Genomic DNA, 22,161 nt, shown 5'->3' on the forward strand with positions numbered 1-22,161 from the left:
CCTGCGCGGTTCGCCGCATCATAAGGAAGCGGACTGCCGTATTCAATCGGCGCCGCATTCCGGACGCTCCGGGACGGAAGGGAAAAAACATGCAATTCGATCAGTTGATTGCCGAGATGCGTCGCCTGGCCCTGCGGGCGGGGGACGAGATCATGCGCATCTATGGCGCCGAGGATTTCGCGGTGCGGGCCAAATCCGACGCCTCGCCGGTGACCGAGGCCGACGAGGCCGCCGACGCGCTGATCTCGGCCGGGCTGCGGGCGGCCTTCCCCGACATCGCGCTGGTGACCGAGGAGCAGGCCGCGACGCATGGCCAGCACCTGTCGACCTTCCTGATCGTCGATCCGCTGGACGGCACCAAGGAATTCGTGCAGCGCCGCGGCGATTTCACCGTGAACATCGCCTATGTGGAGAACGGCGTGCCGCGTTTCGGCGTGGTCTATGCCCCGGCCAAGGGCCGGCTGTTCTACACCACCGCCCAGGGCGGTTCGGTCGAGGAAAAGGCCCCCTTCGGCGAGGCTCCGGGCGAGACGGTCGCCATCGGCGTGAACTCGATGCCCGACAACCGCGGGCTGATGGTCGTGGCCTCGAAATCGCACCGCGACCAGGCGACGGACGACTATATCAACCGCTACGGCGTGCGCGACATGACTTCGGCCGGGTCGTCGCTGAAATTCTGCCTGGTCGCGACCGGAGAGGCGGATCTGTATCCGCGCCTGGGCCGGACCATGGAATGGGACACGGCGGCGGGCGACGCGGTGCTGCGCGGCGCCGGCGGCGAGGTGGTGCGCTTCGACGACCATACGCCGCTGACCTATGGCAAGCCGGGTTTCGAGAACCCGTTCTTCATCGCCTTCGCCCCCGGCGTGCTGCTGGTCAAGGACTGAGCCCATGTCGGTCGTCATCGTGATCCCCGCCCGCCACGCCTCGACGCGCTATCCGGGCAAGCCGCTGGTCGAGCTGCGCGGCGCCACGGGCGAGGGGCTGTCGCTGATCCGCCGCAGCTGGCAGGCGGCGCAGGCCGTCGCCGGCGTGGACCGGGTGATCGTGGCCACCGACGACGCCCGCATCGCCGACCATGCCGCGGGATTCGGCGCCGAGGTGGCGATGACCTCGACCGCCGCGCGCAACGGCACCGAGCGCTGCGCCGAGGCTGTGGCGGCGCTGGGGCTGACGCATGACATCGTGGTCAACCTGCAGGGCGACGCGCCGCTGACGCCTTCGTGGTTCGTCGAGGAACTGGTCGCGGGCCTTGCCGCCGATCCGGGCGCCGATGTGGCGACGCCGGTGCTGCGCTGCTCGGGCGCCATGCGCTCGGAGCTGATCGCCGACCGGGTGGCGGGGCGCGTCGGCGGCACCACCGCCGTCTTTGGTCACGACCGCCGGGCGCTGTATTTCAGCAAGGAAGTCATCCCCTATGCCGCGGCGGATTTCGGTCCCTCGGACCCGACGCCGGTGTTCCACCATGTCGGCGTCTATGCCTATCGCCCGGCGGCGCTGGCCGAATACCCGGGCTGGGACGAAGGCCGGCTGGAGGCGCTGGAGGGGCTGGAGCAGCTGCGCTTCCTGGAACGCGGCCGCCGCATCCTCTGCGTCGAGGTCGAGGCCCGCGGCCGCGAGTTCTGGGAGCTCAACAATCCATCCGACGTGCCCAAGCTCGAGGCAATGATGCAGCGGATGGGTATTGCTTAGGCTAATCGCGTTAAAGTAGAGTAACGCACAGTTCTGTATTTGTTCAAGTTGTTCAAATCTGCGGCAGCATTCAAACGCGCCGGACGACGCCATTTGAAATCAGAGGAATTCCGCTGGAACTCCACAGCCAATAGGCAGAAACTCGCTGCCAGCCGCCAAAAATTGAATCACTTTCGTCGTTTGCAGAAACCTGGGCGGGGTATACGCACTTGTTGCGGAAGCCTCGGCAAAGAGGGATAAGCGTCGGGCTGTCGGCGCAAGAGATCAGGAGATCGGATCAATGAACCGCAAAGTCACCAAGGCCATCTTTCCCGTCGCTGGCCTGGGCACCCGCTTCCTTCCGGCTACGAAAAGCATTCCCAAGGAAATCATGACCTTGGTCGACCGGCCGCTGATCCAATACGCCATCGACGAGGCGCGCGCGGCCGGAATCGAGGAATTCATCTTCGTCACCTCGCGCGGCAAGGGCGCGCTCGAGGACTACTTCGACCACGCGCATGAGCTGGAATCGAGCCTGAAGAAATCCGGCAAGACCGAGCTTCTGGACATCCTGCGCGGCACCAACATGGATTCGGGCGCCATCGCCTATGTCCGCCAGCACAAGGCCCTGGGCCTGGGCCATGCGGTCTGGTGCGCCCGCCGCCTGCTGGGCGACGAGCCGGTCGCGGTCATCCTGACCGACGACGTCATCATGGGCGAGCCGCCCTGCCTGCAACAGATGATCGAGGCCTACAAGGAAACCGGCGGCACCATGGTCGCGACCATGGAGGTCCCGGCCGAAAAGACCAAGGCCTATGGCGTCCTGGACGTGGCCGAGGACATGGGCGCCATCGTCCGCGCCAAGGGCATGGTCGAGAAGCCCAAGGAGAACCCGCCCTCGAACCTGGCCGTCATCGGCCGCTACATCCTGGCGCCGACCGTCATGGACAACCTCAACAAGCTCAAGCAGGGCGCCGGCGGCGAGATCCAGCTGACCGACGCCATCGCCGACGAGATCGAGGAGGGCCGCGACGTGTTCGGCCTGCGCTTCCGCGGCCAGCGCTTCGACTGCGGCAGCAAGGCGGGCTTCCTGCAAGCCACCGTGGCCTTCGGCCTGGCGCGCGACGAGCTGAAGCACGAGTTCGCCGAATACCTGTCGGACATCACCGCAATGTACAAGGCGGCCGAATAAGCATGACGGAAACGGTGCTGGTCACGGGCGGCGCGGGCTATATCGGCTCGCACGCCTGCAAGGCCCTGCGGGACGCGGGTTTCACCCCGGTCACCTATGACAACCTCTGCACGGGCTGGCAGGACGCGGTCAAGTTCGGCCCCTTCGAGCAGGGCGACCTGATGGACCGCGCCCGGCTGGATGCGGTCCTTACCGCGCACAAGCCGGTCGCGGTGATGCATTTCGCCGCGCTGAGCCAGGTCGGCGAGGCCATGCGCGAGCCGGGCAAATACTGGCGCGGCAATGTCGGCGCCTCGCTGAACCTGATCGAGGCGACGCTGGCGGCGGGGGTGCGCAACTTCGTGTTTTCCTCGACCTGCGCCACCTATGGCGACCATGACGGCGTGGTGCTGGACGAGACGACCGCCCAGGCGCCGCTGAACGCCTATGGCGCCAGCAAGCGCGCGATCGAGGACATGCTGAAGGATTTCGGCGCCTCGGACGGGCTGCGCTCGGTGATCTTCCGCTATTTCAACGTCGCGGGCGCCGATCCCGAGGGCGAGGTGGGCGAGTTCCACCAGCCCGAGACGCATCTGATCCCGCTGATCCTGGACGCGGTGGACGGCAAGCGCGATGCGCTGACCATCCACGGCACCGACTATCCGACGCCGGACGGCACCTGCATCCGCGACTATGTCCATGTCATGGACCTGGTCGATGCGCATGTGCTGGGCTTGCGCCACCTCTTGGCCGGCAAGGTCGCGGATGGCGGGCACGAGGTCTTTTGCCTGGGCACCGGCAACGGCTTTTCCGTGCGCGAGGTGGTGGCCGAGGCCAAGCATGTCACCAACCGCCCGGTGCCGATGGTCGATGGCCCGCGCCGCGGCGGCGATGCGGTCAAGCTGGTCTCGGGCTCGGAAAAGGCGATCTCGGTCCTGGGCTGGAACCCGGCGCGCTCGACCATGCAGCAGATGGTGGCGGATGCCTGGCGCTGGCATCAGAATGGCGGCTATACCCGGTGAAGGCCGGCGACCGGCGCGGTCCGCTGCGACGCGGCTGGTCGGCCTGGCGGATGCGCGCCAAGCGGCGCCAGCTGATCCTGCGCGCCATGCGGGCCGGCCGCAGCCTGCAGCCGCTCGCCGACCGCACGGCGGCTATCCGGCCCGGCGACATCCTGGGCTTCGTCACGCTGAGGAACGAGATGCAGCGCCTGCCCGAGTTCCTGGCGCATTACCGGCGCCTGGGCGTCGCGCATTTCCTGGCGGTGGACAATGCCAGCACCGATGGCGGCGCGGACTACCTGCGCAGCCAGCCCGACGTCTCGCTGTGGAGCGCGCCGGGCAGCTATCGCGAGGCGCGCTTCGGCATGGACTGGCTCTCGGCCCTGCTGCTGCGCCACGGCCGCGGGCATTGGTGCCTCAGCGTCGATGCCGACGAGCTGCTGGTCTATCCGCATTGCGACAGCCGCGACCTGCGGGCGCTGACCGCGCATCTGGATGCGCGGGGCATCGCCGGCATGGGCGCGCTGATGCTGGACCTGTATCCGCAAGGGCCGCTGGACCAGGCGCCCGCGTCCGGCAGCGTGACCGAGCGGCTGCCCTGGTTCGACCCCGGCCCCTATCGCTGCCAGGTCATGCAACCGCGCCGCAACCGCTGGGTGCAGGGCGGGGTGCGCGAGCGGGTGTTCTTCGCCGACCGGCCGAAACGCGCGCCGACGCTGAACAAGCTGCCGCTGATCCGCTGGCACTGGCGCTATGCCTATGTGAACTCGACCCATTCCATGCTGCCGGCGCGGCTGAACGACCTCTACGACGGGCCGGGCGATGCGCGGCTTTGCGGCGTACTGCTGCACAGCAAGTTCCTGCCCGACATCGCCGCCCGCTCGGCCGAGGAACTGGCCCGGCGCCAGCATTTCGCCGATCCCGACGCCTATGCCGGCTATCACCGGGCACTGACCGATGCGCCCGACCTGTGGTACGCGGGCTCGGTGCGCTATCGCGACTGGCGGCAGCTGGTCGCGCTGGGTCTGATGGCGGGCGAGGGCTGGCCCGGAGACCCGTAAGGAAACCGCTTGCGAAACCCCGCGCAACCACGCATGTCCCCTGACATGAAGCAAGACCGTCACATTCAACCCGCGGATGGTATGCGGTGCCCCGGCTGACGCGCTGGCCGATCTGGAAGCGGCTGCGCCGAAGGGCGCGGCGGCAATGGCTGGTCGCCCGGGCGGCGAACCGGGGGCGGGCGCTGCGCCCGGTCATGGACCGCACCCGCCGCATCGGGGCGGGCGAGATCCTGGTCTTCATGACCCTGCGCAACGAATTGCCGCGCCTGCCGTATTTCTTTGCGCATTACCGCCGGCTGGGCATCGGGCATTTCCTGGTCGTGGACAATGCCAGCACCGACGGCAGCGCCGAATGGCTGGCCGAGCAGCCCGACGTCTCGCTGTGGCGGACCGAGGCCAGCTACAAGGAATCGCGCTTCGGCATGGACTGGCTGAACTGCCTGTTGCGCCGCCATGGCAGCGGGCATTGGTGCCTGACCGTCGATCCCGACGAATTCCTGGTCTATCCGCATCACGACACCCGGCCCTTGCAGGCGCTGACCGACTGGCTGGACGCGGGCGAGATCCGGTCCTTCTCGGCCATGCTCCTGGATATGTATCCCAAGGGCTCGCTGGCGGCCGAACCCTATCGCCCCGGCCAGGACCCGTTCGAGATCGCGCGCTGGTTCGACCCGGCGAATTACACCATCCGCAAGAACAGCGAATACGGCAACCTGTGGATCCAGGGCGGGCCGCGCGGCCGGGCCTTCTTTGCCGACAATCCGCAGAACGGCCCGGCGCTGAACAAGATCCCGCTGGTGCGCTGGGAACGTGGCTATGCCTATGTGAGCTCGACCCATATGCTGCTGCCGCGGGCGCTGAACCTGGTCTATGACCAGGACGGCGGCGAAAAGGCCTCGGGCTGCCTGCTGCATGCCAAGTTCCTGTCCACCTTCGTTCAGAAATCCGCCGAGGAGCTGACCCGGCGCCAGCATTACGCCGACAGCCAGGAATACCGGGCCTATCACTCGGGCCTGCAGGAAGACCCGGATTTCTGGTGCGCGCAGAGCTGCGAGTTGCAGGACTGGCGCCAGCTCGAGGATCTGGGGCTGATCTCCAAGGGGAACTGGGCATGACCGTGCGGCTGGGCGTGGTGATGCTCTGCCATGACGAATTGCCCGTCGCCGCGCGCCTGGCGCGGGTCTGGGCCGAGGGCGGCGCCTCGGTCGCGGTCCATGTCGATGCCAAGGCACCGCCGGACGGGGTGGAAACCATGCGGCAGGATCTGGCCAACCTGCCGCAGGTGGTGTTCAGCCCGCGCCATTCCTGCGAATGGGGCATGTTCAGCCTGGTCAAGGCCACGCAGGACGCCGCCGCGCTGCTGCTGGACCGGTTCGAGGACGTGACCCATGTGCTGGTGGTCTCGGGCTCCTGCCTGCCCTTGCGGCCGGTCGCCGACCTGGTGGCCTTCCTGGCGCTGCATCCGCGCCGCGACTTCATCGAAAGCGTGACGGCGGCCGATGTCGGCTGGACCGTGGGCGGGCTGAACGAGGAACGCTTCACCCTGCGCTTTCCCTTCTCGTTCCGGCGCCGCAGAAAGCTCTTCGACCGCTATGTCGCCTTGCAGCGCCGGTTGCGCTTTCGCCGCCGCATCCCGCAGGGGCTGGTGCCGCACCTGGGCTCGCAATGGTGGTGCCTGACCCGGACCACGCTGCGCGCCATCCTGGCCGATCCGCGCCGGGCCGAGTTCGACCGCTATTTCGCCAAGGTCTGGATCCCGGACGAGAGCTATTTCCAGACCCTGGCCCGCCGCCATTCGCAGAATATCGAAAGCCGGTCGCTGACGCTGGCCAAGTTCGACGGCCAGGGCAAGCCCTATATCTTCTACGACGACCATCTGGAGATGCTGGAGCAGTCGCGCTGTTTCGTCGCCCGCAAGATCTGGCGCGGCGCGGCGCGGCTGCATGCGCATTTCCCGCATGGCGACCCGGCCCGCCCCGCGGCCGACGAGCCGCGCCCCGAGCGGCTGGACCGCGTCATCGGCCAGGCCGTCGCCCGCCGCAGCCTGGGCCGGCCCGGGCTTTACATGCAAAGCCGCTTTCCGCTGAAGGACCGCGAGAACGGCAAGACCTCGGCGCCCTATGCCGTGTTGCAGGGCTTCACCGACCTGTTTCCCGAGTTCGAATCCTGGCTGGCCGAACGGGTGGACGCCGATGTGCACGGCCATCTTTTCGCCGTGCATGGCGCCGAATTCGCCGGCCGGGCGCCGATCGGGCCGGGCGGGCTGTCGGACAGCGCGGCGCTGCGCGATCTCGACCCGCGCGGCTTCGTCGCCAACCTGATCCGCATGTCGGACCGGATGCCGCTGTGGCAGTTCAGCCCGCGCGACGGGCAAGAGATGAACTGGTTCACCGCCACCGACCCGAATGCCCGCATCTTCGTCATCACCGGCGCCTGGGCGGTGCCGCTTTTGCATTCCGACATGCCCTTCGACGACATCCGCCGCGTCGCCGCCATCCTGCAACGCACGGAACTGGCGCAGATGGAGGTGCTGCACTCGGTCTGGCTCAAGGCACAGACCCAGGTCTGGGACCTGGGCGATTTCTGCGCCCGCCCCGCCGCCGTGCTGGGCGGCATCCTGCGCGCGCTTGGTGCCGACCCCGAGGCCGCCGCCGACCTGCCGCCCATGCGCGAGATCGCCGGCATGGGCCGATTCCTGCAACGCCTGCGCAATGCCGGGCTGCGCCCGCAGCTGATGGGCGATTTCCCCGCCTCCGACACCGCCCCCTCCGTTCCGCCGCAAGAAAGACCCGCGCCATGACCCAGCCTTTCCGCAGCTTCGTCATCTTCGCCGAGATGCGCACCGGCTCGAACCTGCTCGAGGCGACGCTGAATGCGCTCAAGCGCGTCACCTGCTTCGGCGAGGCCTTCAACCCCTACATGATGGGCTGGCCCGACAAGACCGAGCTCAAGGGCATCACCATGGCCGAGCGCGACGCCGATCCGCACCGGCTGCTGGCGGCGATCTTCGACAAGCCGAACCACCTGCCGGGCTTCCGCTATTTCCACGACCACGATCCGCGCGTGTTCGACGCCATCATGGAGGACCGGGCCTGCGCCAAGATCGTGCTGACCCGCAATCCCGTGGACAGCTATGTCTCGACCGCGCTTGCCCGCGCCACCAACCAGTGGAAGCTGAACGAGACCGAGACCCCAATCCCCGCCGCCGCCCGCTTCGATGCCGAGGAATTCCGCCAGGTGACGGGCGAGATCGAGGCGTTCCAGCTGAAGGTGCTGCACCGGTTGCAGGTCACGGGGCAGGCCGGCTTCTGGCTGGGCTACGAGGATCTGCGCGACGCCGAGGTGATGACCGGGCTGCTGCATTGGCTGGGCCGCACCGACCTCGAGCGGGTCGAGCCGGCCAATGACCAGGTGCCGCAGAACCCGCGCGAGCTTTCCGAGAAGGTCGAGAACTTCGACGAGATGCAGGCGGAACTGGCGCGGCTCGACCCGTTCATGCTGCGCAAGATCCCGAATTTCGAGCCGAGGAAGGGCCCGGCCGTGCCCTCGTTCCTGGGGGCCGAGGCGGGCAAGGGGCTGATCTTCATGCCGATGAAGGGCGGGCCTTCGGACAGCGTGACGCGCTGGCTGCGCGCTATGGGCGAGGTCTCGGGCGATTTCAACCAGAACAGCCTGCGGCAATGGAAGCGCCAGCATGTCGGCCACCGCAGCTTCACCGTGCTGCGCCATCCGCTGCTGCGCGCTTGGGCGGCCTTCGACAGCCTGCTGCGCGGCAGGAATGCCGAGCTGCGCCAGATCCTGCGCGACATCCACCGCGTCGCGCTGCCGCCCGATGCCGAACTGGCCGCGATGGACGACAGCCGCAAGGCCGAGCTTTTCGCGGCCTTCCTCGACTTCCTGCGCCGCAATCTGAATGCCCAGACCACGCTGCCCTGCTATCCCGGCTGGGCCAGCCAGTCCGAGGTGCTGGCCGGTTTCGCCCGCTTCGGCGCCCCGGACATGGTGCTGCGCGAAAGCGACCTGCCGCGCGACCTCAACTGGCTGGCGGCCAGCGCCGGCATCCGCGCGCCCGCCGACCTGCCGGACCCCGAGCCCTTCCCGGATTTCCTGAACGAACAGGAACTGCGCGGCGCGGCGAAAAAGGCCTATCTGCGCGATTACGTCGCCTTCGGCTTCGGCGGCCAGCCCTGAGCCGGCCCCGCCCTAACCCTGCGGCGTCATCGCCTTGCGCTGGCGGTTGCGCTCCAGCCCCAGCTGGCGCTCGCGCCAGATGATCAGGATGCCGGCCAGGATCACCAGCGCGGCGCCGGCCAGCATGGTCAGCGTCGGCGCCTCGCCGAAGACATACCAGCCGATGGCCAGCGCCAGCAGCATCGAGCAATATTCGAAGGGCGCGATCAGCGAGGCATCGGCAAAACGATAGGCCGAGGTCAGCAGGATCTGCGCGAAGCCGCCCAGCAGGCCGATGGCGATCAGCGTCAGCGTGGTTTGCAGGTCCGTCGCCACCCAGCCGAAGGGCAGGGTCAAGAGCCCCAGCACGGTCGAGGTCAGCGAGAACCAGAACACGATGGCCGAGGTCTGTTCCTCTTGCGCGAGCTTGCGCACGAAGATCATCGCCAGCGCCGTGCAGGCCGCCGCCGACAGCGCCACCATGGCGCCCAGGCTCTGCTGCAGGCCGCCGGCGCCCTGGCCCAGCCGGGGCGACAGCACGATCACCACCCCGACCAGCCCCAGCAGCACCATGCCCAGGCGAAAGGCCCGCACCTCTTCGCCCAGGAACATGGCGGCAAAGATCACCGTCATCAGCGGCGCGGCATAGCCCAGCGTGGTGGCCTCGGGAAAGGGCAGCAGCGCCAGCGCCCAGAAGCTCAGCACCATGGCGCAGGTGCCGATGATGCCGCGATAGAAATGCCCGATCGGGCGAAAGGTGCGCAGCCCGGTGCGCAGGTCGCCCCGCCAGGCCAGCCAGCCCAGGATCACCGGAATGGCGAAGAACGAGCGAAAGAACACCTGCTGGCCCGGCGGCACGCCCAAGCCCCCCTCGGAGGTGGCCTTGACCAGCGTGCCCATCAGCGTGAACACCAGGACGCTGAGGCATTTCAGGATGATGCCGCGCAGCGGGCTTTGAGGGATCATGGCAGGCGCTCGCAGGCCCAGCGTGCCGCATCGGCCACGGCGGGATCAGGGTCGTTCAGCAAGCCATCGGCCACGGGGCGCAGATGCGCAAGGCCCGAATTGCCGATGGCGTAAAGCACGTTCCGGACCATGCGGTCGCGGCCGATGCGCTTGATCGGGCTGCCCGAGAAGCGTTCGCGAAAGCCCGCGTCGTCCAGCGCCGCCAATTCGGCCAGCGCCGGGCCGCCATGCGGTCCGTGATAACGCAGCTCGGTCGCGGCCTGGGCGAACTTGTTCCAGGGACAGGCGGCCAGGCAATCGTCGCAGCCATAGATGCGATTGCCCAGCATGGGCCGCAGCTCGGGGTCCACCGGCCCCCTGTGCTCGATGGTCAGATAGGAGATGCAGCGCCGCGCATCCAGCTGATAGGGGGCCGGAAAGGCGCGCGTGGGGCAGGCGTCGAGGCAGGCCCGGCAGGAACCGCAATGGCTGCGCTCGGCCGCGTCCTTCGGCAGGTCCAGCGTGGTGAAGATCGCGCCGAGGAAGAACCAGCTTCCCAGGTCCCGCGACAGCAGGTTGGTGTGCTTGCCCTGCCAGCCCAGCCCGGCCGCCTGCGCCAGCGGCTTTTCCATCACCGGGGCGGTGTCGACGAAGACCTTGATCTCGGCCCCGGTCAACTGCACCAGCCAGCCGCCCAGGCGCTTCAGCCGCTTCTTCACCAGGTCGTGGTAATCCTTGCCCTGGGCATAGACGCTGACCGCGCCGCGATCCTTGTGGTGGATGATCTCCAACGGGTCGTGCTCGGGCGTATAGAGCTCGGCCAGCATGATGACGGACCGCGCCGCGGGCCACAGCGCGGCGGGCGAGGCGCGCCAATGGCTGCGTTCGGCCATCCATTCCATCTGGCCATGGCGGCCCTCGGCCAGGAAGGCCGCCAGCCGCTCGGGCAGCTGCGGAGCCGCGTCGGGGGCGCAGATGCCAAGGGCATTGAAACCCTCGGCCCGGGCCTGTTCCTGCAGCCGGGACCGGATCTCGGCCGGGTCGGAGATCCTGGTCCTAGAAGTCGAGCAGGGCATAATGCGGTGCCGGGTGGACGCCCGGCAGGTGGTCGGCCAAGAGGCTGCGGAAGGCCGGCCGCGACTTGATCTTGGCATACCATTCCTGCACCTCGGTCGAATAGGTCCAGTCCACGTCCGAGATGTAGTCGAGGCACGAGAGATGCGCCGCGGCGGCGAAATCCGCCAGCGTCATCGCATCGCCGGCCAGCCAGCGGCGATGCTCCAGGAGGCTGCGCATGTAGTCGAGGTGATAGCGGATCGCCGACAGCCCGGCCTTGACCGTGCGCGAATCCGGATAGCCCAGGCGCATGACCTTCTTCCAGACCCGCTCGGTCATCACCGGCTTGGTCACCTCGGCGTTGAACTTGTCGTCGAACCAGGCGCAGAGCCGGCGGACCTCGTAGCGTTCGATGGCGGCATGGGGCATCAGCGCCGGCTGCGGGATGGTTTCGTCCAGGTATTCGCAGATCGCCTGGCTTTCGGCCATCAGCCGGCCGTCCATGCGCAGCACCGGCAGCTTGCCGGCCGGGTTGCGGCGCAGGATCTCGGACCCCGGCTCCCAGAAGCGGTCCTCGACCAGCTCGACCTCGACCCGCTTCTCGGCCAGCACCAGCCGCACCTTGCGGCAATAAGGTGACAGCGCGACGTGATAGAGGCGGATCGTGGAATTGGGCGAGGAATTGTTCATCTGGGAAAAACCGTGCGTGGCTGGGCCTTCGGGTTGATACGCCCCGGGGGGCGCGTTTTCAACCGCGATGCGCGGATCAGCGCCCAAGCACCAGGCAGGAATCGCGCCCGTCCGCCCGGATCGTCTGCGCGCCGCTGACGATGGACCGCGTCCGGGCCGAGCCGGTCTGCGGGTTGCGCGTCCGGGGCGAGGGCAGGATCGAGGCCAGCGCCGCCGATTGCGCCAGCGTCAGCTTGTCGGGCGTGGTCTTGAAGTAATACTCGGCCGCCGCATGGACGCCAAAGACGCCGCGGCCGAATTCGGCGATGTTCAGATAGACCTCGACGATGCGGCGCTTGGACCACAGCGCCTCCAGCATCGGCGTATAGGCGGTCTCCATCACCTTGCGCGGCCAGCTGCGGCCCTGCCACAGGAACACGTTCTTGGCGGTCTGCTGGGTGATGGTCGAGGCGCCCCGGCTGGAGCCCGAGGCGATGACCTTGCGGATCTCGACCATGTCGAAGCCCCAATGCGCGCAGAAATTCGCGTCCTCGGCCGCGACCACGGCGCGGACCATGTGGGGCGACATCTCGTCCAGATCGACCCATGCCCGGCTGGCGCGGCCGGGAAATTCGCCCTGGCCCTGGATGATGGTCCAGGTCGTCGGCGGGTTGATGAAGGAAAACAGGAAGACCAGCACGAACATCAGCGCCAGCAGCCGAAGCCCGATCCAGCGCGTCCAACCCCACAGCCACAGCGCGGCGCGCCGCAAGGGCCGCCAGCGCCGGGGCACGGCGGGCGGCATGTCCTGCGGGTCGTCAATGGTCTGGCTGCGGCGGGGCATGGCCGCGTCCTGTCACGGCCATGGCCCCTGCGTCAAGCGATCAGGCGCCGGCAGGCGGGGCGGTGGGGGCCGCATCGGCCTGCGGCACCCCCAGCGCGGCGCCCAGCTTGCCGCCGGCAAAGGCTTCGCGCAGCTTTTCCTCCTCGGCATCGGGCAGCGAGCTTTGCAGCACCCGGCCCTTCAGGTGGAAGCCTTCCAGCCGCGCCAGCACCTTGTCGGCGGTCATCTTGCGCACCAGGATGAACACGGCCGAGCCGCCGGGCGGGATGGAATGGCCCAGCTCGCGCATGAAATCGTCGTTGATGCCGATGTCCGACAGCTTGCCGGCCAGCGCGCCCGAGGCCGCGCCGACCGCGGCGCCCAGCAGCGGGTTCAGGAACAGCAGCCCGACCAGCGTGCCCCAGAAGCCGCCGCCAAGCGCACCGGCGGCGGTCAGGTTCATCGCCTGGTGCAGCTTGATGTCCTCGGCCGTGGGGCGGGTGACGACCACGGCGTCCTCGAGCTCGATCAGGTATTCCTTCTGCATCTTCACCAGTTCGGTGCGCAGCTCGAAGCCCGAGGCCTCGTCGTCGAAGGCGATGACAAGCAGGTCTGACATGGCGGAAATCCTTTCCTACAGGGGTCCGCCGGCCAACGCCGCGGCGCGGCGCCGGGTTCCTGCGGCGCCGTGTCGCTGGCCGGGACGGCGGCGCGCCCCGGCCGCGCCGGTCACTTGACCGAGGCCATCACCGCATCGGCGCCGGGCTTGCCGTCCAGCGTGGTCACGCCGTCCAGCCATTTCGCCACCGGCTCGGGGTTGGCGGCGATCCAGGCCTTGGCGGCCTCGGCCGCATCGGCGCCGTCATCCAGGATATTGCCCATCAGCACGTTTTCCATGTCGACGGTAAAGGTCAGCTGGCTGAACAGCTTGGCCACGTTCGGGCATTGCGCGACCCAGTCCTTGCGCGCGACGGTATGCACGGTCGCGCCGCCGAAGTCCGGGCCGAATTCCTCGTCCCCGCCCGACAGGTAGGTGATGGCGAAGTTGACGTTCATCGGATGCGGCGCCCAGGCCAGGAAGACCGAGGGCGTCTTGGCGGCATCGTTGCGCGCGACCTGCGCCAGCATCGCCTGTTCGCCCGATTCCACCAGCTCCCAGTCGCCCAGGCCGAACTTGTCGGCGTCGATCATCTTCTGGATCGACTGGTTCGCCGGCGCGCCGGGCTCGATGCCGTAGATCTTGCCCTGGAAGGCGTCCTTATGCGCGTCGAGATCGGCGAAATCCTTGACGTTCAGGTCCTTGGCGGCGTCGGTCACGGCCAGGGTGAACTTGGCGCCCTCGAGGTTCTGCACCAGTTCCTGCGTCTTGCCCGAGGCTTCCAGGTCGTCGCGGAACTTCTGCTGCGCCGGCATCCAGTTGCCCAGGAAGACGTCGGTCTCGCCCTTCTTCAGCGCCTCATAGCCGATGGGCACCGAGAGCGTGGCGATGTCCGGGGTATAGCCCAGCCCGGTCAGCACCGCATTCGCCACGCCGTTGGTGGCGGTGATGTCGGTCCAGCCCGGGTCCGACAGATGCACGGTGGCGCAGGCCTGCGGATCGGCGGCGAAGGCGGGGGCGGCCACCAGCGCAAGGGCCAGGGCGGTCGGGGCAAGCAGGGGGGGTCTTTGCATGGGTCGGGGCCTCCGGGTTTCGGGTCGCGCGCATGTCGCGCGATTGCCCGGGTATCAGCCCACAAGGCGGGTCGTCGCGCAAGAGACTATCGCAGCGCCCGCCCGGCGACGGATCGCGACCTTGACGAATGCCGCGGCGTCGATCAAAGGTGACGGCGGTCTGGGCCTGTAGCTCAATGGTCAGAGCAGGGCGCTCATAACGCCTTGGTTGGGGGTTCAAGTCCCTCCGGGCCTACCAGCCATCCCTGTCCCGAACGCCCGCGCCCCGCGCGCGAGGGGCCTTGATCCCGTCCCGCCGTCCCGGCATGGATGCGGGCAGGACAGCGCGGCGACGCGCGGGGGAGGGGAACGTGACCAAGGCAAAGCTGCGGCTGGCGCTGAACGGATTTGGCCGCATCGGCCGCTCGATCCTGCGGATCTGGGCGCAGGGCGGTTACGAGGACCTGGACCTCGTGCTGATCAACGACATCGAGCCGCTGGAGAATTGCGCCTATCTCTTCGAATACGACAGCGTCTTCGGGCCGTGGCGCGGCGCGGTGGCGGCGCGGGACGGGGCGCTGGTCGTCGATGGCCGCGCGATCCCGTTCCATTCCGCGCCGGACCTGCGGCAGCTGGACCTGTCGGGCGTCGACATCGTGCTGGAATGCACCGGCATGACCGGCTCGCGCGCGGTGGTCGAGCGCGGCTTGCAGGCCGGCGCCGGCCGGGTGCTGATCTCGGGGCCTTCGGATCAGGCCGACGTGACCATCGTGATCGGCGCCAACCACGAAAAGCTGGCCGGGCAGAAGATCGTCTCGAACGCCTCTTGCACCACCAATGCGCTGGCGCCGCTGCTCAGGGTGCTGGATCAGGGCTTCGGCGTCGTCTCGGGGCAGATGACCACGGTGCATTGCTATACCGGCAGCCAGCCGACGGTGGACAAGCCGCGCGGCGATGCGGCGCGCTCGCGGGCGGCGGCGCTCTCCATGGTGCCGACCACGACCAGCGCCGGGCGGCTGATCGGCACGGTGCTGCCGCATCTGGCCGGCCGGGTCGCGGCCCGCGCCATCCGGGTGCCGACCGCCAGCGTCTCCTGCATCGACCTGACCTTTGCCAGCGAGAAGCCCACCGCGGTCGCGACGGTGAACGCGCTGCTGCAAGAGGCGGCCCGGACCTCGCCGGTCTTCGGCTGGACCGAAAAGCCGCTGGTCTCCTGCGACCTGCGGGCCCGGCCCGAGTCCATCGTGCTGTGCGGGCCCGAGACCTCGGTCGCGGGCGGGCTGACGCGGGTCTTCGGCTGGTATGACAACGAATGGGGCTTTTCCACGCGGATGCTGGACATGGCCCGGCTGATGGGCCGCTAGCCGCAGCGTAGGCATGAAAAAGGGGCCGGCGAACCGGCCCCGATACTCATTACCTTCGCGCGTTTCACTGTTTCAGGTCGAACCGGTCGGCGTTCATGACCTTGGTCCAGGCGGCCCCGAAGTCGCGCACGAACTTCGCGGCATTGTCGTCCTGGGCATAGACCTCGGCATAGGCGCGCAGGATCGCATTCGAGCCGAAGACCAGATCGACCCGGGTCGCGGTATGCTTGACCTCGCCGGTCTTGCGGTCGCGGATCTCGTAGTGATCCTTGCTGGCCGGCACCCAGGCATTGCCCATGTCGGTCAGGGTGACGAAGAAGTCGTTCGTCAGCGCGCCCTCGCGGTCGGTGAAGACGCCATGCTTGCTGCCGCCATAATTGGCGCCGATGACCCGCAACCCGCCGACCAGCGCCGTCATCTCGGGCGCGGTCAGGCCCATGAGCTGGGCGCGGTCCAGGAGCATCTCCTCGGGCGAGACGACGTAATCCTGCTTCTGCCAGTTGCGGAACCCGTCGGCCAGGGGTTCCAGCACGTCGAAGGATTCCACGTCGGTCTGCTCCGCCGTGGCATCGCCGCGACCGGGCGAGAAGGGCAGGTCAAGGTCGAAGCCCGCGGCCCGTGCCGCCTGCTCGACGCCCAGGTTGCCGCCCAGCACGATCACGTCGGCAAGGCTTGCGCCGCTTTCCGCCGCGATGGGCTCCAGCACCGAAAGCACACGCGCCAGGCGCGGCGGCTCGTTGCCTTCCCAGTCCTTCTGCGGGGCCAGGCGGATGCGCGCGCCATTGGCGCCGCCGCGCATGTCCGAGCCGCGATAGGTCCGGGCGCTGTCCCAGGCCGTCGCCACCAGGTCGGCGGTGGACAGCCCCGAGGCCGCAATGCGCGCCTTGACCGCCGCCACGTCATAGTCGCTGCGGCCGGCGGGGATCGGGTCCTGCCAGGTCAGGTCCTCGGCCGGCACCCAGGGGCCCAGGTAGCGCGATTTCGGCCCCATGTCGCGGTGGGTCAGCTTGAACCAGCCGCGGGCGAAGGCGTCGCTGAAAGCCTCGAAATCGTTCATGAAGCGCAGCGAGATCTCGCGATAGACCGGATCGACCTTCAGCGCCATGTCGGCGTCCGTCATCATCGGCATGCGGCGGATCGAGGGGTCCTCGACATCGACCGGCATGTCCTCTTCGGCGATGCTGATCGGCTGCCATTGCGAGGCGCCGGCCGGGCTGTGGGTCAGCGTCCATTCATGCTTGAACAGCATCTGGAAGAAGCCGTTGTCCCATTGCGTCGGGTGCGTGGTCCAGGCGCCTTCCAGCCCCGAGACGACGGTATTGCGGCCGATGCCGCGGCCCTTGGTGTTCATCCAGCCCAGGCCCTGGAACTCGGGACCGGCGGTTTCCGGGTCCGGGCTCAGGTCGGCGGCATTGCCGTTGCCGTGGCATTTGCCGACGGTATGGCCGCCGGCGGTCAGCGCCACGGTTTCCTCGTCGTTCATGCCCATGCGGGCAAAGGTCTCGCGCATCATGTTGGCGGTGGCCTGCGGGTCCGAGCGGCCGTTCACCCCCTCGGGGTTGACGTAGATCAGGCCCATCTGCACCGCGGCCAGCGGGTTCACCAGGCTTTTCGCATCGCCCACATCGCCATAGCGGTTGTCGCTGGGCGCGAGCCATTCCTTTTCCTCGCCCCAATAGGTGTCCTTCTCGGGCGCCCAGATGTCCTCGCGGCCGAAGGCGAAGCCGAAGGTCTTGAGGCCCGCGACCTCATAGGCGACGGTGCCGGCCAGCACGATCAGGTCGGCCCAGCTAATCTTGTTGCCGTATTTCTTCTTGATCGGCCACAGCAGGCGGCGGCCCTTGTCGGTGTTGACGTTGTCGGGCCAGCTGTTCAGCGGCGCGAAACGCTGGTTGCCGGTATTGGCGCCGCCCCGGCCGTCCGAGGTGCGATAGGACCCCGCCGCATGCCAGGCGGTGCGGGCGAACATGCCGACATAGCTGCCGTAATCGGCCGGCCACCAGTCCTGGCTGTCGGTCATCAGCGCCCGCAGGTCGGCCTTCAGCGCATCGACGTCCAGCTTTTTCAGCTCTTCGCGATAGTTGAAGTCGGGGCCCAGCGGGTTCGACTTGCTGTCATGCTGATGCAGGATGTCCAGGTTCAGCGCATTGGGCCACCAGGCGGTGACCGAACTGCCCAGAGCGGTGTTGCCGCCATGCATGACCGGGCATTTCCCGGTCATCGCGATGTTGTTTCCGTCCATGCTGGCTCTCCTTGCCGAGACGCTCGCGCGTATTTCCTGCGCCCGTTCTAGCAGCTTTTTGCATCATGGGAATTTATATTTATTAATCTAAATGATAATCTAAGATTATGATTGCCCGGCGCGCCCGCGGGCTGCTAGCATCCGGCGCATGATCCTTTCGGGCATCCATCACGCGGCGATCATCTGTTCGGATTATGCCGTCTCGCGCGATTTCTACACGCGGGTGCTGGGGCTTGCCGTGCTGGCGGAAAACCACCGCGCCGCGCGGCAATCCTGGAAGCTGGACCTGGCGCTGCCGGATGGCAGCCGGATCGAGCTGTTTTCCTTTCCCGCGCCGCCGCCGCGCCCCTCGGCGCCCGAGGCGCGGGGGCTGCGCCACCTGGCCTTCGCCACCGCCGACATGGATGCGGCCCTGCGGCACCTTCAGGCGCAGGGCGTCGCGGTCGAGCCGGTCCGGGTCGATGAATACACCGGCCGCCGCTTCACCTTCTTCAAGGATCCCGACGGCCTGCCGCTGGAGCTTTACGAGACCGGCTAGAGCCAGCTTTCCCGCAGCGCGAAATCCCGGTCCAGCAGCACGATCTCGGCCCGCCGGCCCGGCGCCAGCGCGCCATGGCTGTCCTGCAAGCCGATCAGCGCCGCCGGAACCGAGGTGGCCATGGCCAGCGCCCGTTCCGGCGCGATGCCGACCGCATGCACCAGCTTGGCCACGGCCTGCGGCAGGGTCAGGTCGGCGCCGGCCAGCGTGCCGTCGGCCAGCGTCAGCCGCCCGTCGCGGCGCAGCACCTGCCGCCCGCCCAGTTCCATCTCGGTCAGCGCGGTGCCGGCAAAGGCCATGCAATCGCTGACCAGGAAGATGCCCGCGGGCCGCGCGGCCAGCGCCAGCCGCATCACCGCCGGATGCACATGGATGCCGTCGGCGATCAGCCCGGCGCCGGCGTCGCCCGACAGCACCGCCCCGGCCAGGCCGGGCGCACGATGGCCGATCTGGCTCATGGCGTTGAACAGATGCGTGACGCAGCGCGCGCCTGCGGCCAGCGCCGCCTGCGCCTCGTCATAGGTGCAATCGCTGTGGCCCAGGCTGACCACGGCGCCGGCGCCGGCCAGCGCCGCGATCTGCTGCGGCGTCGCCGCCTCGGGCGCCAGCGTCACCATCAGCGCCGGCAGCCGGCGCGCCGCCTCGCAGAGCCGCGCCAGGTCGTCCTGATCCATCGGCCGGATCAGGCCCGGATCATGCGCGCCCTTGCGGCGCGGGTCCAGATGCGGCCCTTCCAGATGCAGGCCCAGGAAGCCCGGCACCTGCGCAGTCGCGGCGATGCCGGCGGCGATGACCTGCGCCGTCGCCTGCGCCGTGTCGGTGATCAGCGTCGGCAGGATTCCCGCCGTGCCCAGGCCGCGATGCGCGGCGCAGATATGCTTCAGCGCGGCCAGGTCGGTCGCGCCATCGACCATCACCCCGCCGCCGCCGTTCACCTGCAGGTCCAGGAAACCCGGGGCCAGGATGCCCGCCACCGCGCGACGGCCCTGCGCCGGCGCCTCGGCTTCGGGCAGGATCGCGGCGATCACGCCATTCTCGATCACCAGCGCATGGCCGTCGAGGAAGCGGGCGCCGTCGAAGATGCGCGCGCCGGTCAGGACCTGCATCATACCGTCTCCGTCACCTTGCGCAGATGCGGCGGCGTGTCGGGGTCGAAGCCGCGCCGCCGCGCCAGTTCCTCGATGAAGGCGTAAAAGCCCGCGATGGCGACCAGCGGCGCCACCAGCGGATGCAGGCCCTCGACCAGGGGCAGGGTCACGGCGCCCTCGACCTCGGCGCCGGTGATGAAGACATCGGCGCCCTGCGCCACCAGCCGCTCGGCGGTCGAGACCACATGCGGCAGGGCGGCGTCCGGCATCCCCAGCACGAAGACCGGGAAATTCGCCTGCACGATGGCGGCCGGGCCGTGCAGCACCTCGGCGGCGGAATAGGCCTCGGCATGGATGCCGCAGGTCTCCTTGAACTTCAGCGCCGCCTCGCAGGCGATGGCAAAGCCCGGGCCGCGGCCCAGCACGAAGGCGGAACTGGCCCGCGCCAGCCGCGCCGACATCGGCGACCAGTCCAGCGCCACCGCCTGACCCAGCGCCTCGGGCAGGGCGGCGACGGCGTCACGCAGCGCGTTGTCCTCGCGCGATTCCGCCAGCAGCGACAGCAAGGCCAGCACCGAGCAGACAAAGGTCTTGGTCGCGGCCACGCTTCTTTCCTCGCCGGCCTGCAAGGGCAGGCAATGCACCGACGACCGCGCCATCGGGCTTTCGGGATCATTGGTCACGGCGATGGTCAGCGCCCCGCTCATCGCCGCGCTGCGCATCATCTCGACCCCGTCCGGGCTGCGGCCGGATTGCGAGATGCCCAGGCAGGCCGTCCCCCCCAGCCGCAGCGGCCGGCGATAGATCGAGGCGATCGAGGGTCCGACCGAGGCGACCGGGATCCCGGCCAGCAGCTCCACCGCATATTTGATATAGGTCGCGGCATGGTCCGAGGAGCCGCGCGCGACGGTGACGACCAGGTCGGGGTCGCGGCGGCGCACGGCATCGGCCGCCTCCAGCACCGCGTCGCGCGACAGCGACAGGAAGCGCGCGGCGGCTTCCGGGATCTCGGCCACTTCGCGGGCCATGTGGGTCTGGCTCATCCTGAGCTCCTTTCGCCCTCGGGGGCTAGCTTGAGTTCCACGGCGAAATCATAGGCGTCGCCGCGATACAGCGATCGGGTGAATTCGACGACCTGGCCCGAAGGCAGGTAAGAGATGCGCTCGATGCGCAGCCCGGCGACGCCGGGCACCACGCCCAGCAGTTCCGCGTCCTTGGCGCCCAGGTTCGCGGCCGAGATGCGCTGCACCGCCCGCACCGGCCGCATGCCGCGCGCTTCCAGCACCGCGTAAAGCGAGGCATCGACGCCCGCCGGGTCGGGCAGGATCGCCTGCGGCAGCGAGGCGCGCTCGATGGCCAGCGGCACCCCGTCCGAGCTGCGCACCCGTTCCAGCCGCGCGACCTTCTCGCCGACGCCCAGCCCCAGCGCCATCACCTCTTCGGGGGCGGGGGCGTGCAGGCCGCGCGCGATCCAGCGGCTTTCGACGCTGCGGCCGCGCCGGGCCATGTCCTCGGTGAACGAGGTCAGAAGCGACAGCGCCTGTTCCAGCTTCTCGACCCTGGGCGCGACGAAGGTGCCCGAGCCGCGTTTCTGCACCAGCTGCCCCGAGGCGACGAGTTCCGCCACGCCCTTCCTGACGGTGACGCGCGACAGGCCGGTCATCGCCGCCAGTTCGCGTTCCGGCGGCAGGCTGTCGCCGGGCTGCAACCGGCCCTGGGCGATGGCATCGGCGATCAGCCGCTGCAATTGCAGGTAAAGCGGGCCGCTGCCGGTCTCCTCAAAGGCGCTGGCGTTGAAGATCTCGCCCATCACGCCTCCTGCCGGGCCAGCAGCAGCGCCCCGTCCAGCCCCGAGCCCAGCGGCGCCCGCATCGGCCAGCGCCCGGAGAGCCGCCGGGCGTAATGCGCGCCCAGCCCGCCCAGAAACACCACCGGCAACCCGCGCCCGGCCTGCAGCCTGTCGATCATGCTGCCGATCTCGGCCACGGCGGCGGTCATGATGCGCTCGGCCGCCGGGTCGGTGCCGGCGACGATGCGGGGCGCGAAACAGCCGAATTCCGCCGGCCGGGCGCGCAGGCCGAAGGAGATCACGCCCTCGATGCCGCCCAGCTCATCCAGCACCGCCTGCAACAGCGGCGTCATCGGCGCGAATCCGTCCTCGGCCCGCAGCGCCTCGGCCAGCAGCGCCCGGCCCAGCACCGCGCCGCTGCCCTCGTCGCCCAGAAGGAAGCCGCGCCCGCCATATTGCCGCATCGTGCCGCCGGCCTGCACCGCGAAGACCGAGCCGGTGCCCATCGCCGCGACGATGCCGTCGGCCGTCCCCAGCGCCCCCACCGCCGCCGTCACCGCATCGGTGACGATTCGCGTGCGGCGGAACGGCAGCATCGCCTGCAAGCGCCGGGCCGAGGCGGTGACATTGGCCCCGGCCAGGCCCAGCACCGCCGTCAGCTGGTCCAGGTGGCCCTGGCCGGCCTGATCCAGCGCGGCGCGGGTGGCGGCCAGGATATTGGCGCAGGCGCCCTCGGTCTCGATCGAGATATTGGCGGGGCCGCCGGCACCCTGGCCGATGATCCGGCCCGAGGCATCCGCGATGGCGGCGCGGCAGCCGGTGCCTCCCCCGTCTATGCCCAGAAAATACGTCATGGCGACTCCCTTTGGCTGCACCATACCAAAACAATACCAGATGGGAAGAGGAAACTGAAAATCCCTGTA

21 protein-coding genes and 1 tRNA gene are annotated in these 22,161 nt (G+C 68.8%); 11 read left to right on the forward strand and 11 right to left on the reverse strand.

The genetic code is table 11. From position 1 onward, the window contains the following. The first annotated feature begins 89 nt into the window (after positions 1 to 89). From cysQ to PARN5_RS0108725, 8 genes are all read left to right on the forward strand, one after another. Positions 90 to 887 carry a 3'(2'),5'-bisphosphate nucleotidase CysQ gene (cysQ, locus tag PARN5_RS0108690; RefSeq protein ID WP_017999389.1) on the forward strand — a complete coding sequence of 266 codons (798 nt, stop codon included), beginning with the start codon at positions 90 to 92 and terminating at the stop codon, positions 885 to 887. Between the two features lie 4 nt (positions 888 to 891). Further along, entirely contained in the window at positions 892 to 1,692 is an 801-nt protein-coding gene (locus PARN5_RS0108695; RefSeq protein WP_017999390.1) for a manno-octulosonate cytidylyltransferase, read from the forward strand. A 280-nt stretch (positions 1,693 to 1,972) separates the two neighbouring features. Beyond that, entirely contained in the window at positions 1,973 to 2,863 is an 891-nt protein-coding gene (locus PARN5_RS0108700) for a UTP--glucose-1-phosphate uridylyltransferase (RefSeq protein WP_017999391.1), read from the forward strand. Between the two features lie 2 nt (positions 2,864 to 2,865). Beyond that, positions 2,866 to 3,864, forward strand: a complete 999-nt coding sequence (galE, locus tag PARN5_RS0108705; RefSeq protein ID WP_017999392.1) for a UDP-glucose 4-epimerase GalE — start codon at positions 2,866 to 2,868, stop codon at positions 3,862 to 3,864. Further along, the gene (locus tag PARN5_RS0108710; RefSeq protein ID WP_017999393.1) at positions 3,861 to 4,904 is read left to right on the forward strand and encodes a glycosyltransferase family 2 protein; all 1,044 of its coding nucleotides are present in this window, start codon (positions 3,861 to 3,863) and stop codon (positions 4,902 to 4,904) included. The genes galE and PARN5_RS0108710 overlap by 4 nt, the downstream gene beginning before the upstream one ends. A gap of 86 nt (positions 4,905 to 4,990) precedes the next feature. After that, positions 4,991 to 6,019 carry a glycosyltransferase family 2 protein gene (locus PARN5_RS0108715; RefSeq protein WP_017999394.1) on the forward strand — a complete coding sequence of 343 codons (1,029 nt, stop codon included), beginning with the start codon at positions 4,991 to 4,993 and terminating at the stop codon, positions 6,017 to 6,019. Then, positions 6,016 to 7,704, forward strand: coding sequence for a beta-1,6-N-acetylglucosaminyltransferase (locus PARN5_RS0108720; RefSeq protein WP_017999395.1), 1,689 nt, complete (start codon positions 6,016 to 6,018; stop codon positions 7,702 to 7,704). The genes PARN5_RS0108715 and PARN5_RS0108720 overlap by 4 nt, the downstream gene beginning before the upstream one ends. Beyond that, positions 7,701 to 9,095: a hypothetical protein gene (locus PARN5_RS0108725; RefSeq protein WP_017999396.1), complete on the forward strand. Its 1,395-nt coding sequence runs from the start codon at positions 7,701 to 7,703 to the stop codon at positions 9,093 to 9,095. The genes PARN5_RS0108720 and PARN5_RS0108725 overlap by 4 nt, the downstream gene beginning before the upstream one ends. A 12-nt stretch (positions 9,096 to 9,107) precedes the next feature. Here the strand turns inward: PARN5_RS0108725 and PARN5_RS0108730 are convergent, their stop codons facing one another. The 6 genes from PARN5_RS0108730 to choX form a co-directional block, all read right to left on the reverse strand. Continuing rightward, positions 9,108 to 10,040 (reverse strand): DMT family transporter, encoded by a 933-nt coding sequence (locus tag PARN5_RS0108730; protein ID WP_017999397.1) that lies wholly within the window; start codon positions 10,038 to 10,040, stop codon positions 9,108 to 9,110. Then, positions 10,037 to 11,095: a tRNA epoxyqueuosine(34) reductase QueG gene (gene queG, locus PARN5_RS0108735; RefSeq protein ID WP_017999398.1), complete on the reverse strand. Its 1,059-nt coding sequence runs from the start codon at positions 11,093 to 11,095 to the stop codon at positions 10,037 to 10,039. The genes PARN5_RS0108730 and queG overlap by 4 nt, the downstream gene beginning before the upstream one ends. Beyond that, positions 11,076 to 11,765, reverse strand: coding sequence for a glutathione S-transferase family protein (locus tag PARN5_RS0108740; RefSeq protein ID WP_017999399.1), 690 nt, complete (start codon positions 11,763 to 11,765; stop codon positions 11,076 to 11,078). Before PARN5_RS0108740 ends, queG begins: the two co-directional genes overlap by 20 nt. A gap of 76 nt (positions 11,766 to 11,841) precedes the next feature. Continuing rightward, a complete protein-coding gene (mtgA, locus tag PARN5_RS0108745) occupies positions 11,842 to 12,588 on the reverse strand; it encodes a monofunctional biosynthetic peptidoglycan transglycosylase (RefSeq protein WP_017999400.1) in 747 nt (248 codons plus the stop codon). Between the two features lie 40 nt (positions 12,589 to 12,628). Further along, positions 12,629 to 13,186 carry a DUF1269 domain-containing protein gene (locus PARN5_RS0108750; protein ID WP_017999401.1) on the reverse strand — a complete coding sequence of 186 codons (558 nt, stop codon included), beginning with the start codon at positions 13,184 to 13,186 and terminating at the stop codon, positions 12,629 to 12,631. A 110-nt stretch (positions 13,187 to 13,296) separates the two neighbouring features. Beyond that, complete coding sequence (choX, locus tag PARN5_RS0108755; protein WP_017999402.1) at positions 13,297 to 14,238, reverse strand: choline ABC transporter substrate-binding protein; 942 nt, start codon at positions 14,236 to 14,238, stop codon at positions 13,297 to 13,299. Positions 14,239 to 14,400: 162 nt separating this feature from the next. Here choX and PARN5_RS0108760 point away from each other — a divergent pair. Together PARN5_RS0108760 and PARN5_RS0108765 are read left to right on the forward strand one after the other, a co-directional pair. Beyond that, a tRNA-Ile gene (locus tag PARN5_RS0108760) sits at positions 14,401 to 14,476 on the forward strand. Positions 14,477 to 14,588: 112 nt separating this feature from the next. Continuing rightward, positions 14,589 to 15,581 carry a type I glyceraldehyde-3-phosphate dehydrogenase gene (locus PARN5_RS0108765; protein ID WP_017999403.1) on the forward strand — a complete coding sequence of 331 codons (993 nt, stop codon included), beginning with the start codon at positions 14,589 to 14,591 and terminating at the stop codon, positions 15,579 to 15,581. A 64-nt stretch (positions 15,582 to 15,645) separates the two neighbouring features. Here the strand turns inward: PARN5_RS0108765 and katG are convergent, their stop codons facing one another. Then, a complete protein-coding gene (katG, locus tag PARN5_RS0108770) occupies positions 15,646 to 17,823 on the reverse strand; it encodes a catalase/peroxidase HPI (RefSeq protein WP_017999404.1) in 2,178 nt (725 codons plus the stop codon). 148 nt (positions 17,824 to 17,971) lie between these two features. On the opposite strand from katG, the gene PARN5_RS0108775 reads away from it, so the two are divergent. Then, positions 17,972 to 18,361, forward strand: coding sequence for a VOC family protein (locus tag PARN5_RS0108775; RefSeq protein ID WP_017999405.1), 390 nt, complete (start codon positions 17,972 to 17,974; stop codon positions 18,359 to 18,361). Here the strand turns inward: PARN5_RS0108775 and nagA are convergent. From nagA to PARN5_RS0108795, 4 genes are read right to left on the reverse strand one after another with little or no spacing between them, the layout of a single operon-like run. Then, positions 18,358 to 19,470: an N-acetylglucosamine-6-phosphate deacetylase gene (nagA, locus tag PARN5_RS0108780; RefSeq protein WP_017999406.1), complete on the reverse strand. Its 1,113-nt coding sequence runs from the start codon at positions 19,468 to 19,470 to the stop codon at positions 18,358 to 18,360. The genes PARN5_RS0108775 and nagA overlap by 4 nt on opposite strands. Continuing rightward, positions 19,467 to 20,492 (reverse strand): SIS domain-containing protein, encoded by a 1,026-nt coding sequence (locus PARN5_RS0108785; RefSeq protein ID WP_017999407.1) that lies wholly within the window; start codon positions 20,490 to 20,492, stop codon positions 19,467 to 19,469. The genes nagA and PARN5_RS0108785 overlap by 4 nt, the downstream gene beginning before the upstream one ends. After that, positions 20,489 to 21,259: a GntR family transcriptional regulator gene (locus PARN5_RS0108790; RefSeq protein WP_017999408.1), complete on the reverse strand. Its 771-nt coding sequence runs from the start codon at positions 21,257 to 21,259 to the stop codon at positions 20,489 to 20,491. Before PARN5_RS0108790 ends, PARN5_RS0108785 begins: the two co-directional genes overlap by 4 nt. After that, positions 21,259 to 22,092, reverse strand: a complete 834-nt coding sequence (locus PARN5_RS0108795) for a BadF/BadG/BcrA/BcrD ATPase family protein (protein ID WP_017999409.1) — start codon at positions 22,090 to 22,092, stop codon at positions 21,259 to 21,261. The genes PARN5_RS0108790 and PARN5_RS0108795 overlap by 1 nt, the downstream gene beginning before the upstream one ends. Between the last annotated feature and the right edge of the window lie 69 nt (positions 22,093 to 22,161).

It is taken from the genome of Paracoccus sp. N5 (assembly GCF_000371965.1).
Taxonomy (GTDB): domain Bacteria; phylum Pseudomonadota; class Alphaproteobacteria; order Rhodobacterales; family Rhodobacteraceae; genus Paracoccus.

Bases quoted from the DNA above. Each gene is read 5' to 3' on its own strand.
- galE (WP_017999392.1), top strand. From the start codon at position 2,866: ATGACGGAAACGGTGCTGGTCACGGGCGGCGCGGGCTATATCGGCTCG.
- PARN5_RS0108795 (WP_017999409.1), bottom strand. From the start codon at position 22,092: ATGACGTATTTTCTGGGCATAGACGGGGGAGGCACCGGCTGCCGCGCC.
- PARN5_RS0108700 (WP_017999391.1), top strand. From the start codon at position 1,973: ATGAACCGCAAAGTCACCAAGGCCATCTTTCCCGTCGCTGGCCTGGGC.
- katG (WP_017999404.1), bottom strand. From the start codon at position 17,823: ATGGACGGAAACAACATCGCGATGACCGGGAAATGCCCGGTCATGCAT.
- queG (WP_017999398.1), bottom strand. From the start codon at position 11,095: ATGCCCTGCTCGACTTCTAGGACCAGGATCTCCGACCCGGCCGAGATC.
- PARN5_RS0108750 (WP_017999401.1), bottom strand. From the start codon at position 13,186: ATGTCAGACCTGCTTGTCATCGCCTTCGACGACGAGGCCTCGGGCTTC.
- PARN5_RS0108790 (WP_017999408.1), bottom strand. From the start codon at position 21,259: ATGGGCGAGATCTTCAACGCCAGCGCCTTTGAGGAGACCGGCAGCGGC.
- nagA (WP_017999406.1), bottom strand. From the start codon at position 19,470: ATGATGCAGGTCCTGACCGGCGCGCGCATCTTCGACGGCGCCCGCTTC.
- PARN5_RS0108695 (WP_017999390.1), top strand. From the start codon at position 892: ATGTCGGTCGTCATCGTGATCCCCGCCCGCCACGCCTCGACGCGCTAT.
- mtgA (WP_017999400.1), bottom strand. From the start codon at position 12,588: ATGCCCCGCCGCAGCCAGACCATTGACGACCCGCAGGACATGCCGCCC.
- PARN5_RS0108775 (WP_017999405.1), top strand. From the start codon at position 17,972: ATGATCCTTTCGGGCATCCATCACGCGGCGATCATCTGTTCGGATTAT.
- PARN5_RS0108740 (WP_017999399.1), bottom strand. From the start codon at position 11,765: ATGAACAATTCCTCGCCCAATTCCACGATCCGCCTCTATCACGTCGCG.
- PARN5_RS0108785 (WP_017999407.1), bottom strand. From the start codon at position 20,492: ATGAGCCAGACCCACATGGCCCGCGAAGTGGCCGAGATCCCGGAAGCC.
- PARN5_RS0108730 (WP_017999397.1), bottom strand. From the start codon at position 10,040: ATGATCCCTCAAAGCCCGCTGCGCGGCATCATCCTGAAATGCCTCAGC.
- PARN5_RS0108725 (WP_017999396.1), top strand. From the start codon at position 7,701: ATGACCCAGCCTTTCCGCAGCTTCGTCATCTTCGCCGAGATGCGCACC.
- cysQ (WP_017999389.1), top strand. From the start codon at position 90: ATGCAATTCGATCAGTTGATTGCCGAGATGCGTCGCCTGGCCCTGCGG.
- choX (WP_017999402.1), bottom strand. From the start codon at position 14,238: ATGCAAAGACCCCCCCTGCTTGCCCCGACCGCCCTGGCCCTTGCGCTG.
- PARN5_RS0108720 (WP_017999395.1), top strand. From the start codon at position 6,016: ATGACCGTGCGGCTGGGCGTGGTGATGCTCTGCCATGACGAATTGCCC.